The 18,025-nt window shown below is 41.4% G+C and carries 16 protein-coding genes; 12 read left to right on the top strand and 4 right to left on the bottom strand.

Annotated features, from left to right (window positions below; all coding sequences use genetic code 11):
* Positions 1-176 precede the first annotated feature (176 nt).
* Positions 177-392 carry a YolD-like family protein gene (locus MHI55_RS18465; RefSeq protein ID WP_083684330.1) on the top strand — a complete coding sequence of 72 codons (216 nt, stop codon included), beginning with the start codon at positions 177-179 and terminating at the stop codon, positions 390-392.
* Positions 393-1,119: 727 nt separating this feature from the next.
* Complete coding sequence (locus MHI55_RS18460) at positions 1,120-1,320, top strand: hypothetical protein (RefSeq protein ID WP_306068489.1); 201 nt, start codon at positions 1,120-1,122, stop codon at positions 1,318-1,320.
* A gap of 140 nt (positions 1,321-1,460) precedes the next feature.
* Here MHI55_RS18460 and MHI55_RS18455 read toward each other — a convergent pair whose 3' ends face one another.
* Positions 1,461-1,772, bottom strand: coding sequence for a hypothetical protein (locus tag MHI55_RS18455; RefSeq protein ID WP_076250193.1), 312 nt, complete (start codon positions 1,770-1,772; stop codon positions 1,461-1,463).
* Positions 1,773-2,102: 330 nt separating this feature from the next.
* On the bottom strand, positions 2,103-2,741 hold the full coding sequence (locus tag MHI55_RS18450) for a hypothetical protein (RefSeq protein ID WP_076250195.1): 639 nt from the start codon (positions 2,739-2,741) through the stop codon (positions 2,103-2,105).
* A gap of 1,421 nt (positions 2,742-4,162) precedes the next feature.
* Here MHI55_RS18450 and MHI55_RS18445 point away from each other — a divergent pair.
* Positions 4,163-5,464, top strand: a complete 1,302-nt coding sequence (locus MHI55_RS18445; protein ID WP_101313669.1) for an aldehyde dehydrogenase — start codon at positions 4,163-4,165, stop codon at positions 5,462-5,464.
* A gap of 105 nt (positions 5,465-5,569) precedes the next feature.
* Here the strand turns inward: MHI55_RS18445 and lexA are convergent, their stop codons facing one another.
* On the bottom strand, positions 5,570-6,196 hold the full coding sequence (gene lexA / locus MHI55_RS18440) for a transcriptional repressor LexA (RefSeq protein ID WP_017688034.1): 627 nt from the start codon (positions 6,194-6,196) through the stop codon (positions 5,570-5,572).
* A gap of 296 nt (positions 6,197-6,492) precedes the next feature.
* On the opposite strand from lexA, the gene MHI55_RS18435 reads away from it, so the two are divergent.
* The 8 genes from MHI55_RS18435 to MHI55_RS18400 all read left to right on the top strand — a co-directional run bounded on the left by MHI55_RS18435 (position 6,493) and on the right by MHI55_RS18400 (position 13,691).
* Positions 6,493-6,870, top strand: a complete 378-nt coding sequence (locus tag MHI55_RS18435) for a LysM peptidoglycan-binding domain-containing protein (RefSeq protein WP_036673870.1) — start codon at positions 6,493-6,495, stop codon at positions 6,868-6,870.
* A 95-nt stretch (positions 6,871-6,965) separates the two neighbouring features.
* Positions 6,966-7,175 (top strand): DUF896 domain-containing protein, encoded by a 210-nt coding sequence (locus MHI55_RS18430; protein WP_017688036.1) that lies wholly within the window; start codon positions 6,966-6,968, stop codon positions 7,173-7,175.
* Positions 7,176-7,300: 125 nt separating this feature from the next.
* Complete coding sequence (locus MHI55_RS18425; RefSeq protein WP_017688037.1) at positions 7,301-7,810, top strand: hypothetical protein; 510 nt, start codon at positions 7,301-7,303, stop codon at positions 7,808-7,810.
* Positions 7,811-7,838: 28 nt separating this feature from the next.
* Complete coding sequence (locus tag MHI55_RS18420) at positions 7,839-8,630, top strand: HAD family hydrolase (protein WP_101313670.1); 792 nt, start codon at positions 7,839-7,841, stop codon at positions 8,628-8,630.
* A 555-nt stretch (positions 8,631-9,185) separates the two neighbouring features.
* Positions 9,186-10,148 (top strand): ABC transporter permease subunit, encoded by a 963-nt coding sequence (locus tag MHI55_RS18415; RefSeq protein WP_036613590.1) that lies wholly within the window; start codon positions 9,186-9,188, stop codon positions 10,146-10,148.
* A gap of 12 nt (positions 10,149-10,160) precedes the next feature.
* Positions 10,161-11,033: a carbohydrate ABC transporter permease gene (locus MHI55_RS18410; RefSeq protein WP_036613592.1), complete on the top strand. Its 873-nt coding sequence runs from the start codon at positions 10,161-10,163 to the stop codon at positions 11,031-11,033.
* Positions 11,034-11,279: 246 nt separating this feature from the next.
* Positions 11,280-12,914: an extracellular solute-binding protein gene (locus tag MHI55_RS18405; RefSeq protein ID WP_340386569.1), complete on the top strand. Its 1,635-nt coding sequence runs from the start codon at positions 11,280-11,282 to the stop codon at positions 12,912-12,914.
* Between the two features lie 102 nt (positions 12,915-13,016).
* Positions 13,017-13,691 carry a GntR family transcriptional regulator gene (locus tag MHI55_RS18400; protein ID WP_076317606.1) on the top strand — a complete coding sequence of 225 codons (675 nt, stop codon included), beginning with the start codon at positions 13,017-13,019 and terminating at the stop codon, positions 13,689-13,691.
* A gap of 96 nt (positions 13,692-13,787) precedes the next feature.
* On the opposite strand, the gene MHI55_RS18395 is transcribed toward MHI55_RS18400, so the two are convergent.
* The gene (locus MHI55_RS18395) at positions 13,788-14,333 is read right to left on the bottom strand and encodes a cupin domain-containing protein (protein WP_047843398.1); all 546 of its coding nucleotides are present in this window, start codon (positions 14,331-14,333) and stop codon (positions 13,788-13,790) included.
* A 179-nt stretch (positions 14,334-14,512) separates the two neighbouring features.
* Between MHI55_RS18395 and metH the strand changes: the two genes are divergently transcribed.
* Positions 14,513-17,953, top strand: coding sequence for a methionine synthase (metH, locus tag MHI55_RS18390; RefSeq protein WP_340386568.1), 3,441 nt, complete (start codon positions 14,513-14,515; stop codon positions 17,951-17,953).
* Positions 17,954-18,025: the final 72 nt, after the last annotated feature.

The raw sequence follows: 18,025 nt of genomic DNA, 5'->3' as shown, positions 1-18,025 counted from the left end.
ATGGTTGCTATGGACGCTCTAGTGGTTGCGGGATACATACACTGGGATAACAGGTCGGATACGGCCAATATTGTTATCCTTGAGGGTTGGGAACGTGAGGGTGAACGTCCTAAGGTAGACCACACACCATCCTCTGGGAACATTGACTATTGGACTCAATATTAAGGGGGCTTGTCATGCGTAGCAGGCGGAAGGATAACGGATTGTATGAGACATCTAGAATGATTATGCCTGAACACAGAGAGGCATGGTTGGCTCAGTGTGAGCAACAGAAGAGATGTGGTAAGCCGGAACTTGACGATTGGGAAATGCAACGGATCAGTGAAGTACTTGTTGACTCTTATAATAGAAGTAGTACGGTTGATTTGATATTATTTAACCCATTCTTCTAAGAGCCGATCTCAGGAATAGTTGTGGGATTAAACTCTGCACGGTGTGAAATAAAGCTGATGTTAGAGGATGAGTTCCGCTGGGTTCTTTAGCCGAAATTGTCTCTGTTAATTAATGAGATTGTATCGCTTTAGAATTACGATCTTATACCTTTATAATATCTGTATAAGCATGTTATTTTAATTAGGAGATTTTCGAGTTAACCAGCGTCATATAGACTAGATATCTTGCGGTCAATGTCAGAGTAGTAATATAATCAAAGTGAGTATTTGAAACGAGTTTCAAGACTTCCTCACAGCAGCCTTGACTCAGGTACGCGTATCCATCTGCAGGAATCCAAGTGGATCCTGAGCAACTCATTGATTATGGCGCTCCATTAAAAGGATATAACCTGTTATCCATTAAGATTATGGGCGGTAGATACTTCCGAAATAGTACGAATTCAGGACACAAAAACGGAGGCCATACATGGCTCCTCAGAACGTTGAAAAATACATAATTTATTATTGAATCGAATCGGGCAAGTTACAGAAAAAGTAAAAGCTACAAAAGATCAATTTGGGAATTTCGTTATTCCGGGACTAACTAATGGAACTACATACTATTTTGGAGTGAGTGCTATTGTTAATAGTGTTGAATCTGAATTTCCAATGAGGCATCTGCCACTCCTCAAGGGCCTGCAGTTGAACCTGAACAACCTTCAGGGAACCGTGCTATCCTTGTGGGACCATGACTACCGGCTTAGAAAAAGAGTTCGATCTGATTATGCAAGAAGTTAACAGCTTTATCGATTGGTACGAAGCAAAACAAGCTGGAAGCGGAAAAACATCTTATGCAATTGACAAGCATGAAAATAAGAAAGGGCCTTTCAAGAGCAATAAGGACCAGATCTTATATGATCGGGTTCTGACGTTTGAGGTAAGTGAATAATAAAGGTAGTTATTCTCCAACGGTTATTCTGATGGGTCATTTAGATGTCCCTGTAATAAAAGAAGGCTTCTGATTGAATTCAGAAGCCTTCTTTTATTATTGTTATATTTATATACGTGAATTTTATTATGATGACAAAATTACTCCATTTTCGTTACGTAACCTTCATAGTTTCCGTAATATAATCCGTTTGAGTTGGTAGTAGATGCTAGATTGAGTACTCCATACCAAACTCCATCAGCATAAGTATATGTCTTTGGAACATACTTCGCATCTCCATACTTATTGTTAGCATCTGAATATCTCACATATTTTTGCGTCGCCTGAATCGTAACACTTTGTGCAGTTACAGAACCTTGAACAGAAGATGAGGCAGAAGCAAGTGATGCTGGAACAGCAATACTTGCTACAATAGCAGTGAGCGCTCCAATTGTGGCTAGTTTCTTTTTCATGTAAATACCTCCTAAATTTTTGTGAATGAATTATAAAACTTTACTTTCTAAAAATACCATATAATTCAATGTAAAATTATGACATATATCACGTTGTGATTTGTATTTCACACCCTACAGATCTACTAACGTAACTTCCAAAAATTCCTCCAACTGATTAAGAATATTTTCATAGTAAACTGGGGATGATGTTACTACTCTCTACCATGAATGCTACTATAAATGTACCTGGTCCAAATGACTAGGAAATTTTGTTGTATATTAAAGAACGAACGTTCTAATTTATGCGAAAAAATGGCCCTGCCATCAAATATGTGGGAGGGCCTTTAATTATCTAATGGTATATTCAAAAGTATTGTCTTTTACCTTAATCAGAGCTTTTAACGGTTTATCACTATCAGCGACTTCGTTCGGTATCTCGGCTAGATAATATAACGTTGTAGTTTTTAGAGGATTGACACTAGTGATGTTGCTATAAGTAAAGTCTTCTCCTCCTTTTTCCTCAACAGTGCTGAATGTAGGGTAGTCATACTGATTATCATATATCAAGGTGACATTTGCTATTTCATCTGCATCAATGCCAGTAGAATATAAATTTTTAGCTTTTACAGTGAGTGCAAAATATGTAGAATCTTCTTCCTTTGATTCGTAGTACGTGTAGAAATTACCTGGTTTTGAAGGTTCAATCTTTTTAGAAAACTTTTGTTTAGAGACTGAAAGCTCCGCATACCCGTCTATCGTTACTGTATCATTTTTTTTAATTGTAGTTGCAGTAATTTCTTGTTCCTCATTGACAGAATCTGTTGTTATTTCATCTTTTGACTCTTCTGTTGGTTCTGTTTGCGACACAGTGGACTCCACTTCATTTGCGACGACCCCATCACTTTTTAAATCGGCATTAGGTTGAGGTGAGCAAGCTGCAAGTGTTAAAAATGCGGAAATAAGCAAAATTCCTGGTACTATTTTCATATTACTAATAATCCTCCTATTAATATTCTTATTACATAGTCTATCAGACCTAGGTAAATGTTTCTATATATAATTGCAGATATCTCTGAATTTAATGTTAAAAACGAACTTATTTTCTCACATAGTATTGGTGAGGTGATTGATATGTTAAAGGATTGTTAAAGAAAGGTCCTCCGGATCTTAGATAAGTACAAAGGTGGACGGCGTAGGTTTCCTACTATACATGAGATTATAGCCGAAACGGGTAAACATAAGACGAACGTCATGGCTGCTCTTGACGCTCTTGTGGGAGCGGAAAACTATACATTTGGAGGATGGTCTGAAATGTCCTACAAAGTGATCTTAGAAGGCTGGGTGGGGAGAACGTCCTAAGGTAGGCCGCACACGAACTTCTGGGAACATCGATTTTTGGGCTAATATTATGGGGCTTTCATGCGTAGCAGACTGATAGATAACGGATTGTGAGACATCCAGGTTGATTATGGCTGAACACAGAGAGCCGCGGCAACCCTGATTTGGACGATCAGGAAACACAGCGGACCAGTTAGGTACTAGTTGGCTCTTATAATAGTAGTAGACGGTTTATTTGAAATTATTTAACTCTTTCTTTGAAGAGCCGATTTCAGGAGTAGTTGTGGGATTAGACTTTGTACGGTGTGAAATAAAGTTGATGTTAGAGGGTGAGTTCCGCTCGATTTCTTTAGCCGAAATTATCTCGGTTAATTAAAGGGATTGTATCGCTTATGAATTGTGAGCTTATAATTTACAATATTTGTATAAGTTTAATATTTTGTTTAGGAGATTTTTAATTTAACCAGCGCTACAATTTATTGCTTTTAATGTCAGAGTAATAATGCAATCAAAATGAGTATTTGAAATGAGTTTCTTCATTATAATAAGAAAAAAAGGCGCCCACAAAATGCCCAAAAATGTCCCCTGAATTCTTCTTCACCAGCCCACATTTCTGTGTTTATTTGTAACCAAGGCTTACATTTATATAACAAAACACGTTTGTTCGTCGATTTAGATAATCGCAAAACTCACTTTTCATAATGAAAGGGGAGTTTTTTATATATGGTAACTAAACCTCTCCATCTGATGAATTGAATCACTTCATGTTTGTTTTAGCGCAAAACGATTGTCATTTATTTACTAACTTATTAAAGAGAAACTGAGATTAGAATTCTTTCTACAGTGCATTAAACTGTCTGAATCAAAAGATTTTAATCAAACTTCCTTAGAAATTCTGATAGCCACGAATAGGAGGGAATACTAGCTTTCACTCTATAAAAATTCCAACCATCGTTCAAATACATACAAATGGATGTTTCATTTGTATGTTGAAAGTTTCATATAGAAGAGGTATACTTTAATTAAATTTTGAACAATTTAATTTTAAATAATTAATTGGAGATGTTAATATGAATCAGGCTAAACAACTTGTGACAGAACAACGTACATTTTTTTATACAGGACAAACTAAAAATATCGAGTATCGGATTAATGCACTTCAACAGCTTAGAAAGGGAATTGAAAAGTATCAGCAACGGATTCAAGATGCACTTCGGGCAGATCTGAACAAATCTGAGGCGGAAGCTTACGGTTCCGAGATTCGCATTGTTTTGGGTGAACTGGATTTTGCATTAGAACACCTGCAGGAATGGGCTGCACCAAAACAAGTCCCAACCAATTCGGCTATGCCGGATGGTGTGAGCACCATTTACCCTGAACCATACGGAGTGGCTCTTATTATTGCACCTTGGAACTATCCTTTCCAACTGGCCTTTGGTCCACTGATTGGAGCAATCGCAGCCGGTAACTGTGCAGTTATCAAGCCTTCTGAATTAACACCAGCCGTATCTCGTCTGACGTATGATCTGATTCAAGAGATCTTCCCTCAGGAGTATATTGCGGTTATGGAAGGAGAAGTCGAGGCTAGCACAGCATTGTTGAAAGAGAAGTTTGATTATATTTTCTTCACAGGAAGCACGGGTGTTGGTCGCATTGTTATGAAGGCAGCTGCGGAGCATCTGACTCCTGTAACCCTTGAGCTAGGGGGCAAGAGTCCTGCTATTGTCCATAACGATGCAGATCTGAAGCTGGTGGCACAGCGTATTGTTCGTGGTAAGTTCCTTAATGCAGGCCAAACTTGCGTTGCTCCGGATTATTTGCTTGTACATGAACAAGTTCATGACGAATTGATCAATCTGATTGGCGCAGAGATCAAAGATAAATTTGGGGATGATGTGTTACAGAACGCTGATTTCCCGCATATTGTTAACTCGCGTAACTTTGATCGGTTGTCGAAATTCCTCACAGATGGCAAAACGCTGATTGGTGGGCGTTCTGTACGTGAGCAGTTGCTTATTGAGCCGACGGTAATTGGAGACGTGAACTGGGAATCAGCTGTCATGCAAGAAGAGATCTTCGGTCCGATTCTTCCTGTATTTACGTACAGTGACCTGAATCCTATGCTGGATGAGATTGTTCGCCGGCCAAAACCATTGGCGCTATATCTCTTCACACAGGATGAGCAACTGCAGAATCAGGTTCTGAATCAAGTATCCTTCGGTGGGGGATGTATTAATGACACACTTTCTCATATGACATCACACTACCTTCCGTTTGGTGGTGTAGGAGAGAGCGGCATGGGCTCATATCACGGACAACAGAGCTTTGATGTGTTCTCGCATCACAAGAGTGTTCTGAAACGCAGTGAATAATTAGCCGCTAAAATAACATAAACATGAAAAAAAGAGGTTGTCCTGTTGATCAGGATAACCTCTTTCGTATTTCATTACATCTAGTTTTGTTACTCAAGTTAAATATTAATGAATATCTCGGAAAAGGCCAATGACTTTACCCAGAATACTAACATGTTTCAAACGTAAAGGTTCGAAGGTCGCATTCTCCGGTTGAAGGCGAATATGATCTTTCTCTTTATAGAACGTTTTCACTGTAGCTTCATCGTCTTCAGTCATTGCAACGACGATATCACCGTTATCAGCAGTTTGCTGTTGACGAACAATAACATAATCTCCATTAACGATTCCAGCTTCCACCATACTATCTCCGACTACTGAAAGCATAAACACTTTCTGTTCGCCTACATAATGTGTAGGAAGAGGGAAGTAGTCTTCAATGTTCTCGGTTGCAGTGATTGGAACCCCGGCTGTAACCTTACCAACGACAGGAATACGTGCAACGCTATGAGCAAATTGATGAGAATGCTCAGATTCTTCCTGGCTCAAAAGCTCAATGGCTCTTGGCTTGGTAGGGTCGCGTCGGATCAAACCTTTTTTCTCCAAACGATCCAAATGTCCATGTACTGTTGAGCTGGAAGCCAGTCCAACCGCTTCACCAATTTCCCGTACGGAAGGAGGATACCCCTTCAACCGGACTTCATTTCGTATAAACTCCAGAATAGCCTGCTGCCTGCTGGATATCTTCGACATACCGTATCAACCCCATTTTAGTAACGTTTGGGAAAATTATAACATAGAACCTCCGTTCGTACAAACATAAGTTCTAAATAAAATAGCATTAAATCAGTGTTTTTTAACTTATAGAACAGAAATTGTCCAAAAGTCAGAGCATAATACTGCAAATGTTTTGTAAAAGGACTTGAAATAAGATATTTCTCCTTCAAAAAAGAAGCGAACAATTGTTCTAAAAATCTATTGAACAAAACAAGTGTTCGTGTTATATTGATTCCAACAGATAGGAACAAACGTTTGGAGGCGGGTATTTAATGAGATATTCTACTTATCAAAGCATTTATGAACCAATCAATTCGGAACTGGTGAAGTCTAACATAGGGAACTACAAGAAGGTTTTAGCGCGTTTCAAGATTTCTTCATGGATGTTAAAGGTAGCCATTACCTCTATGATTATATTTATTGGATGCAGCACCGTTTTAACTGTTTTTGCTGGCAATGAGAATGATGTTCTGCCAGGAGGAAAGATAGCTGTTTCACAAGGGGAAACATTATGGAGTATTTCTTTGGAACATAAGCCGACGAATATGGATACACGTATATATATAGAAGCAATTAAGAAAGTGAATCAACTTCATACTACTTCCATCCAAGTGGGACAAGTACTAGCTCTACCGCAATTTGCAGAATAAAATGCACATCAATGAGTGTTAGCGCGTGTCAGCTTGACAAGCAGCCTTTATAATGGCAAAGTTAATATGACTTTGTATTTTTGGAGGGGACAAGCTTGGATATAGATAGTCTGGTAGCACGCATTAACGAATTGGCTCGTAAGCAAAAGTCCACTGGATTGTCGGAGGAAGAGCTTGCTGAACGTGCCGAGCTAAGAGAGATTTATTTGAGTAATATTCGCAGCAATTTCAGACAACAACTGGATACCATTGAGATTGTTGATGATGAGAATGACAAAGGCCACCAAGGCAAACTCAAACACTAACGAAACCTAATGATATCATTATGATATTTAGGTTTCTTCCTGTTATTTTGAGTGTGCAATTTATAGGGGGAAATGTTGGTTTGCAATTATGTAAGCCGATACAAAGACACATAAGGGGGATTCTCATGTCGCGTTCGTTCGAGAGAACGGTTAAGAAAAATTCCAAGCAGTTAAATCAGCAACGCAAAAAAAGTGGTCAACCAATCACAGGTACACCAGGTGAAGAAGTCTTTAAGGGACGCAGTCTTTTGTTCCCTATATTTTTGATTGGTCTCGCCTTTTTGTATCTGTTCATGAGCACATTCCTTGTGCAAGCTCCAATGACAACTTGGGACTGGGTGACCATGCTGCTTTACGTATTTTTGGCAGTCATCTTCATGCTTCGTCGTCCATACATCAAGATTAGCAGTAATCGGATTATAACGACGAAGGGTAATCGTGAACGTTCAATTGGGGTTGACGATATCGTCAAATTCAGAATTGAACCAGGTACAGTTGTTATCGAACATAACAGTCGCGGGAAAAGATGGGTGTTCACCAAGTTATTGAACCGTTACGATACAGATGCGATTGCAGAACGTTTGCTGAAGTTTGCAAAAGCACACCAGATCACCGTGGAAACCGTCGAAAAGTAATTATTGCATAAAGGGGTAGATGATCGGAATGGCGTTAAAAGCGATTTTGTTCGACCTGGATGATACTTTATTATGGGATGAGCGTAGTGTTCGAGAAGCTTTTCATGAGACTTGTCTAATCGCAGCGAAAGAGACTGGGGTAAAACCAGAAGAACTTGAAGAAGCTGTTCGTAATGAGGCACGTGGGCTGTATGAATCATATGAAACCTTTCCTTTTACCAAAATGATTGGAATCAATCCGTTTGAAGGCCTATGGGCAAACTTTACTGGTGGGGATCAACCTGAGTTCCGTCAGTTGGAACAGCTTGCTCCAGTTTACCGTAAAGAATCCTGGCGTCGTGGCTTGTTGAAGTTGGGTATAGATCGGGAAGATCTTGCTGAACAACTTGCTGCGCAGTTTGGAGTAGAACGGAGATCCAGACCTCATGTGTACGAAGAAACGATGGATACCTTGCGTCAGTTACAAGGAAAGTACAAACTGTTATTATTAACAAACGGTTGTCCTGCTTTGCAACAAGAAAAGTTGGATGGTGTACCTGAATTGACTCCGTTCTTTGATGAGATTATTATCTCGGGTAACTTCGGAAAAGGAAAACCAGATCCGTCGATATTTGAACATGCTTTGAGTAAACTGGGTGTTAAACCCGAAGAGAGCATGATGGTTGGAGACAAGTTAACGACTGATATTCGTGGTGCTTTATCATCTGGCATCCAATCCGTATGGATTAACCGTGAGCATAAGACCAACAACGAAACGTATGCGCCAGACCATGAAATAACACATTTATCGGAATTAAATCAGCTTATTGCTAATTTCTAAGCAGATCAGCTATAACATCTTTCCTCAGCACCCTGAAACATTGGAAGCTTCAATGAACGATGATGTCGTTCTTGAAGTTACCAATGTTTTTTTATTTGAGTTTGTTGACTAAATTACCTTGTTAAAAGAGATCTTCATTTTTTTTGCTAAAAGTTATTGAAATTAGGGGGAAGCTGAATTAGAATATAACTAACATACTAGTATGACTAGTATTTAGATTGTCATAAAGCAATTACTTTTTGACTTACTTCATTAAATGGAAGCAGGGAGTTATTGCTTATTATTTTCGATTAATTGTAAGCGCTTAATATTTTAGAGTATCTTCTTCCGATTTGGAGATCACACCACTTAGTAAGTGCTAATGAATGATGTGAAGCACCTTGGATTGTGTGATTCTACATAATACATCAAATTGATATCGCTTACATTAAGCAATTATCTATTTGGTAGTGGGGGTGAAGTTAAAGGAGTTGTTGTCTTCTACAAGAGGAGAAACCATGGGAAATGTACATGAATTACTCTTACTTATCAAGTCCTGGATCGGAGTGAAAACACATGGAGTCGGAAACCGCTAAAACAACGTTAACCATGACATCTTTACGTAAAGAGAGCAGATTACGAACGGCAGCAACCTTGTTTCGCAAAGACTGGCAGCTGTATTCACTATTAATCCTTCCCATCATTTATCTCCTTATTTTCAAATATGGACCGATGATTGGTAATGTGATTGCGTTCAGACGTTTTGTTCCCGGGGGAAGTATATTTGGAGAAACTTGGGTTGGATTAAGGTACTTCAAAATGTTCATTGAGGACCCTACCTTCTGGAGAGTATTCGGTAATACGCTGATGTTAGGCGGACTTGCATTACTCTTTACATTCCCGGTTCCAATCATTTTTGCCTTGATGCTTAACGAAGTGAAAAGTAAACGATTCAAGAAGTTTGTACAGACCGCGTCATATCTGCCTCATTTTCTGTCTATCGTTATCGTTGCGGGTATGATCCTGCAGCTGACAGCAGTGAATGGTTCCATTAATGGACTGGTGGCTTTCTTCACCGGAGACAATATTCCTTTTATGCAGCGGGCTGAGTGGTTCAGAACAATCTATATCACTTCCGAGGTATGGCAGGGGATGGGTTGGGGAGCGATTCTGTATCTGGCTGCACTGACAACCATTGATGATTCTTTGTATGAAGCTGCGCGTATCGATGGTGCCAATCGGTGGAAGCAAACGATTCATGTAACGTTACCAGGGATCTTGCCAACGATTGTGACGTTATTGATTTTGAACATGGGTAATTTCCTAGCAGTTGGATTTGAAAAAATCTTACTCTTGTACAATCCACTTATCTACGAGACATCTGATGTGATCTCCACTTACCTGTATCGGGTTGGACTGGAATCCAGTAACTTCAGTTATGCTACTGCAATTGGCTTGTTCGAATCGCTGATCGGTCTGATTCTGGTGTTCTCCGTAAATGCCATTTCACGCAGACTGACACAAAGAAGTTTATGGTAAAGGAGGAGCACCATGCAGGAATCCAGATCTTACAAGGTATTTAAAGTATTCAATGTCATCTTTCTGCTGTTCGTGGTATTTATTACGCTCTATCCATTCTTAAATGTCGTGGCACAATCCTTCAGTAGTGAGTCCTATATTAATTCGGGTAAGGTTAGTTTGTTCCCAAGAGGATTCAATGTGGAGACATACAAGACCATCTCACGTGACAGCATGTTCTGGACGAATTATAAAAATACGATTATCTACACCGTGGTAGGTACGTTAATCTCCATGTTCATGACGACTATTTTCGCATATGCCCTGTCCAAAAAGAGGTTGATGGGTCGCAAGTTTCTGACGATGTTCGCCGTATTCACGATGTTCTTCAGTGGTGGATTGATTCCAAACTATGTGTTGATTAATTCCCTTGGGTTCAACAACACCATGTGGGCACTTGTTGTTCCTGGCGCAATTAGCATATACAACATGCTGATCATGAAGTCATTTTTTGAAAATATGCCTGAAGAATTGGAGGAAGCTGCCTCCATTGACGGTTTGAACACCTACGGGATCTTGTTACGCATTATATTGCCACTTAGTAAAGCAGTTATGGCAACCATGGTGCTCTTCTACGCAGTAGGTCATTGGAATTCCTGGTTCCCAGCCTTTCTGTATTTGGACAAAAAAGAACTTTTCCCGGTCACCATTTATTTGCGCAATATGATTGCAGGAGCGACAAGCGGGGCATCTGCCGGTGCAACCTCAGCTGATAACCTGACACAGATTGCTGCCAATATTAAGTCAGTAACGATGGTATTAACCATCTTGCCGATACTCACCATCTATCCATTTGTCCAAAGATACTTTGTAACCGGTATCATGTTAGGGTCTGTTAAACAGTAATACGCAGCAGCTATATAAATTGAACTAAAGATGATTTACACGGAACACTCCGATGACAGAATAACCTTTCAATCGCTGTTATCCCCAGATTTTTTCGATTCCCTTTTAAAAGGGAGAATCCGGTGATAGCATATGCTTCCGATGCAGCTTTCTTTCAGAAAGCTTGTAGGCGAGCGCTTCGCTTTTTATTGATTAAAAAGTTTTAAGTCAAGGTCAACCTAAACCAAATTCAGGGGGATAACCTAAATGAATCAAAAGCCACGTAAGTTTGTTGGTAAAATGGTGTTGGCATCAATGATGACCGTTGTTCTGGCAGCATGTAGCAGCGGTAATGGAGCAGGAGGTGACGTCACAGAAGTTCAAACCAAGGCAGCGATGGAGACGTACAATGTAGGGGATACATTCAAGGCGACTGAGCCGTTTAATCTATCGATACTGTATAGTGATCAACCTACCTATCCGTACAAAAAAGACTGGTTGCTTTTCAAAAAGATGACTGAAATGACTGGTGTTACACTTGAGCCAACGATTGTTCCTATGAGTGACTATTCTCAGAAGAGATCTCTTCTAATCAGTTCTGGTGATGCACCACTGGTTATTCCTAAAACGTACCCTGGTGAAGAGTCTGCATTTGTATCTTCCGGTGCGATTCTGCCCGTTAGTGATTATATTGATTTGATGCCCAACTTCAAGGATAAAGTGGAAAAATGGGGATTGGAAGAAGAAATCGAAGGACTTCGACAGGAAGATGGCAAGTATTATGTACTCCCGGGTCTGCATGAAGAAGTATGGCCAGATTATACATTAATCGTAAGAACAGATGTTTTTGAAGAAAATAACATTGCTATCCCAACCACATGGGATGAACTGTATGACGCTGCAAAGAAACTCAAAGAGCTGTACCCGGATTCCGTTCCGTTCTCGGACCGTTTCAAATTTAATAGCACATTAGGTATTGCGGCTACCGGCTTTGGTACCAAGGCTGGATGGGGTTTTGGTAACGGATTGACGTATAAGGAAGATCAGGATGAATTTGTGTACACGGCTACTACGCCGGAGTATAAGGAAATGCTAACGTACTTTAACAAGTTGGTATCCGAAGGATTGCTGGACAAAGAAAGTTTCACACAGGATGATGATCAGGCTGTACAGAAATTTGTATCCGGCAAATCATTCATGATTAATGGTAATTCCCAAACGGTAGTGCTGCACCGAAATGATATGAACAAAACGCTAGGAGAAGGTAAATACTCTGTTGCGAAGATTACAGTTCCTGGTGGGCCAAAAGGGCAATTAATGTCTGGCTCAAGACTTGAAAACGGTGTCATGATATCCGGGAAAATTCAAAAAAGCGAAAACTTCAAAGCCATTATGCAATTTGTGGATTGGTTATACTACAGTGATGAGGGTCAAGAGTTTGCCAAATGGGGCGTTGAAGGCGAAACATTTACCAAAGAGGGCGGAAAACGTGAATTGGTAGAAGATGTGAACTACAATGGCTTGAATCCTAAAGGCACGAAGGATCTGCGTATTGACTTTGGTTTCTCTGGTGGAGTATTTGCCTACGGTGGTACGACAGATCTGCTGCAATCGATGTTTAGTGAAGAAGAGTTGAAATTCCAGCAAGACATGAAGGATACCAAGGAAGTGATCCCGGCAGAACCACCAATTCCTTACTCTTCAGAGGACCGTGAACGGGTGACACTTCTGAGTACACCACTGAAAGATTATTCGGATCAAAATACACTTAAATTTATCTTGGGTGAACGGGACTTGTCTGAATTCGATACGTTTGCCAAAGAGCTGGATAGTCAAGGATTATCTAATTATCTGAAGCTGGCAAATGACACGTACAAAGCCTACAAAGAAAACAAGCAATAATATAGTTGATGTTGGCCAGATTACCGTTTCACACCGATATATAAGTGGAACGGTAATTTGTGCTAAGATGAATGAATACGGCTGATAGAAAGAGGTCTAGGCATGTCACTTAATCAAAAAATTAGAGGCTCGACCCGGGCATATTCATATAACCTGTTAAAAGAACGAATTCTTCACCTGGAACTTAAGCCGGGTACCAAGATTTCAGAGAAAGAGATTGCAGATGAACTGCAGGTGAGCAGAACACCCGTGAGAGAAGCATTCATGAAGCTTGCTGAAGAAGAACTGCTGGACATTATTCCCCAGAGTGGAACGATCGTCTCTCATATTAATCTGGAGCATGTGGAAGAAGGCAGGTTTATGCGGGAGAAGATGGAGAAGGAAATCGTGACTTTGGCTTGTGTTTCTTTTCCAGAAGAGTTCAGATTTCGACTTGAAACCAACATTGCAATGCAGGAAGTCTGTATAGGGAAAAACAATTTCTATCGACTTTTTGAACTGGATGAAGAGTTTCATCAGATTTTGTTCCAGGGCACGGGTAAGCTAAGAACATGGAAAATGTTGCAACAACTGAATATTCCGTTTAATCGGTTGCGTTTATTACGTCTAGCGGAGGACTCCAACCTGGAGGTCATTATCTCCCAGCATAAAGAGATTTATCGTCTTATCACAGAGCGTCAGACCGAGCAAGCTGTTCAGGTGATGGAAGCTCATCTTAGACTCGTTGTTATTGAACAGGAATCGATAAGGGCGAAATACCCGCATTATTTTGTATAATGCACCGATGTTGTATACTACTCTCCATATGCATATGCGAAAACCCCTGTTCAATTGAACAGGGGTTTTGGTTAAGCAAGTTGTAACACGAGAGTGTTAGGCTTGTTTGATAAATGTAGGATCAGGGTATGGATCTGCAATCCAGCCATCTTTTTCGATGAACAGACGTACAGCAATAATTTGTTTGTTCTCCATTAATGTGAAGAAGTGCGGTGTATTCTCAGGTACAGAGATAACGTCTCCTGGAGACAGTTCTACATTAAAGTAGCCCACATCATCTGTAGCTTTGATAACAAAGATTCCTTTACCAGCAACAATTGCACGAATCTCATCTTCAGCGTGGGTGTGAATTTCTTCGAACTTGGCGAGCTTTTCTTCGATATCTGGTGTTTGTTCGGACAGCGTGATGACATCCCAGATCTGGTATCCGCGACGTGCAGCCAAATCTCTGATTTCATAATCGTAAGTTTCCAAAACCTCGGTTTTCTGTTCATCAGTTAATCCAAAGTTATTTTGCAGATCAGTGTTCAGTTTGGAAGCGTCCCACTTCTCATATAATACTTCGTATTTGTTTAAGAAATTTCGAACATTTTCGTCACCAGTGATGCGTTCGTTCGTATTTCGGATAACAATTTCAGCCATGTTCTTTCCCTCTTTTCCACTTGGTTTAATTGAATTATATCGGATTGCTTTGTTTTTGTCGATTCTGAAATTCCGTTCATATTCGTGCAAACCCGCCATCTTTCGGGACCAAACCCGATCTTTCACATTAAGTTAGTTTCTGTTAAACTAAGATCTAACGTTTTGCGGGGGTGAAGATATTGGATAAGATTAGTCTACACGATGCATTAAAACAACGAATATTAATCCTCGACGGTGCAATGGGGACCATGATTCAACAAGTTGATCTGACTGGCGAAGATTTTGGCGGCGAAGATCTGGATGGATGTAATGAAATGTTAGTGCTTACTCGTCCAGAACTGATCCAGCGCATTCATGAAGAATATCTGGAGGCGGGCGCTGATTTAATTGAAACCAATACATTTGGTGCCACATCCGTTGTGCTTGCTGAGTACGATATTCAGGATCGGGCACGCGAGATCAACCTGGAAGCAGCCAGAATTGCGAAAGCTGCGGTTGATCGTTTCTCTACACCGGAATCTCCACGTTATGTGGTAGGTGCGATGGGACCAACTACCAAAACACTGTCTGTAACTGGGGGAGTAACGTTCCAGGAACTTATCGACAGTTATTTGGAGCAAGCGCTTGCTTTAATAGAGGGAGGCGTTGATGCGCTACTACTCGAAACCTCACAGGATACCCTCAATGTAAAAGCAGGCAGCATTGGAATTCAGCAGGCCTTCGAACAGAGTGGTGTTACACTGCCCCTGATGATATCAGGAACGATAGAACCGATGGGAACGACCCTTGCAGGTCAGAACATCGAATCCTTTTATATATCCTTAGAACACCTTAACCCAATTTCGGTAGGACTAAACTGTGCTACGGGTCCAGAGTTCATGCGTGATCACATTCGCTCACTTTCCGCTATGGCATCGGTTGCCGTTAGTTGTTACCCGAACGCGGGTCTTCCGGATGAGAATGGTAATTACCATGAGTCACCTGACTCGCTTGCTCAGAAGATTGGTGCTTTTGCCGAACAGGGTTGGTTAAACATTGCTGGTGGATGTTGCGGGACAACCCCTGCACATATTCGGGCGATGCGCGATACACTTGCCCAGTACCCCCCAAGAGAAATGAACGGAACACATCCACCGGCATTGTCTGGTATAGAACCGATCTACATCGAACAGGACAATCGCCCATATATGGTCGGAGAGCGTACGAATGTGCTGGGATCACGGAAATTCAAACGCCTCATTGTAGAAGGAAAATATGAAGAAGCCTCGGAAATTGCACGTGCTCAAGTGAAAAATGGAGCGCACATTGTCGATGTGTGTGTACAAGACCCAGACCGTGAAGAGTCTGAAGACATGGTGAAGTTCCTTGAATTGGTTGTAAAAAAAGTGAAGGTTCCTCTCATGATCGATACGACAGATGCTTCAGTAATTGATCTGGCCCTCCAGTACTCACAAGGTAAAGCGATAATTAACTCTATTAACCTTGAGGATGGCGAAGAGAAATTTGAGCTGATTACACCGTTGCTTCATAAATATGGTGGTGCAGTAGTTGTCGGAACGATTGACGAACGGGGTCAGGCGATTAGTCGGGAAGACAAGCTTGACGTAGCCAAGCGCTCTTACGATCTGCTGGTGAACAAATATGGTCTCAAACCAGAAGACCTCATTTTCGATACGTTGGTGTTCCCGGTAGGTACGGGAGATGAACAGTACATCGGTTCAGCCAAAGAAACCATTGAAGGTATAAGAGTGATTAAGGAAGCGATGCCAGAATGTCATACGATCCTCGGGATCAGTAACATTTCATTCGGACTGCCTGAAGCGGGCCGTGAGGTGCTGAACTCAGTATTCTTATATGAATGTACCAAAGCAGGTCTTGACTATGCGATCGTGAACACAGAGAAACTGGAGCGTTATGCCTCCATTCCTGAAGAAGAACGCAGACTCTCCGAAGAGCTTTTATATAACACGAATGATGAAACTCTGGCGGCGTTCGTAGCGGCGTTCCGTAACAAGAAGGTTGAGAAGAAGGAAAAAATCTCAAACCTTTCATTAGAAGAGCGTCTCGCTTCATATGTTGTGGAAGGAAGCAAAGAAGGATTGCTGCCGGATCTGGAGCAGGCACTTGCCAAATACACAGCACTTCAAGTGATTAACGGTCCACTGATGCGGGGGATGGAGGAAGTAGGTCGTCTCTTTAACAACAATGAGTTGATTGTAGCTGAGGTGTTGCAGAGTGCGGAGGTTATGAAGGCTTCTGTAGCATATCTGGAGCAATTCATGGAGAAGAACGAGACTTCGGTTAAAGGCAAGATCATTCTCGCCACGGTCAAGGGCGATGTGCATGACATCGGGAAGAATCTGGTTGAGATCATCCTGTCCAATAACGGTTACCGGATCATTAATTTGGGTATAAAAGTACCACCAGAACGTATCATTGAGGCATACCGAGAAGAAAAAGTCGATGCAATCGGCCTCTCGGGTCTATTGGTAAAATCAGCGCAACAGATGATTCTTACCGCTCAGGATTTGCGAACAGCAGGTATTGATGTGCCTATTATGGTTGGCGGAGCGGCGCTAACACGTAAATTCACCAAAAATCGTATTCGTCCTGAATATAACGGAATGGTTGTATATGCGAAAGATGCGATGGACGGTCTGGATCTGGCGAACAAATTGATGAATCCCGTTTCACGTGAAGTGATGCAACTGGAGATGGAAGCAGAAAAAGAAGCTGATGCTTCAAGTGCTGTAGCTGTTCAGGCTCTTCCAGAGCTTACGCGAGTGGAGCGTTCGGATATTGCTGTAGATCATCCGGTTCTTGTCCCGCCTGATCTGGAACGGCATACGATGCGTAACTACCCATTATCACATATCCTGCCATATGTGAACATGCAGATGTTGCTTGGACATCATCTGGGGTTGCGCGGTTCAGTAGAACAACTGCTTGCTTCAGGTGATAAGAAGGCTACCGACCTGAAAGCAGTCGTGGATGATATTATGCAAGAGGCTGTTCGTGACGGGATTATTCAGGCGCATGCCATGTATCGTTTCTTCCCGGCTCAGTCCAGCGGTAACAGCGTCATCATCTATGATCCAAAGGACACCAGTAATATTTTGCATACATTTACGTTCCCACGTCAAAAAGTCGAGCCGTTTCTGTGCTTGTCCGACTTCCTGAAACCTGTTGAATCCGGTCAGATGGATTACGTTGGTTTTATGGTTGTTACGGCCGGACACGGTGTGCGTGAACTATCCACGGCGTGGAAAGATCAAGGGGATTACCTTCGCTCACATGCTCTGCAATCCGTAGCGCTTGAAGTAGCAGAGGGATTAGCTGAACGTGTGCATCATATGATGAGAGATATATGGGGATTCCCGGATTCTGCCCAGATGACCATGAAGCAACGTCACGGTGCACGTTATCAAGGGATCAGAGTATCTTTTGGATATCCGGCTTGTCCGGATCTGGAAGACCAGGGGCCGCTGTTCAAGTTACTACAGCCTGAGGATATCGGTGTGGAATTGACGGAAGGTTTCATGATGGAACCTGAAGCTTCCGTATCAGCGATGGTATTCAGCCACCCGCAAGCTAAGTATTTTAATGTAGAGAAGGCATAAATTCAGTAGAGTGTCAGGCAAAGCCCTCCGCATTGTCGGAGGTTTTTTGCTGGCAACAGAAAGAGGTGCGAT

The sequence above is a fragment of the Paenibacillus sp. FSL E2-0151 genome, from assembly GCF_037993015.1.
Taxonomy (GTDB): Bacteria; Bacillota; Bacilli; order Paenibacillales; family Paenibacillaceae; genus Paenibacillus; species Paenibacillus amylolyticus.
Note: the sequence above shows the minus strand (reverse complement) of the source record. Positions and strands in the feature narration are given on the sequence as shown.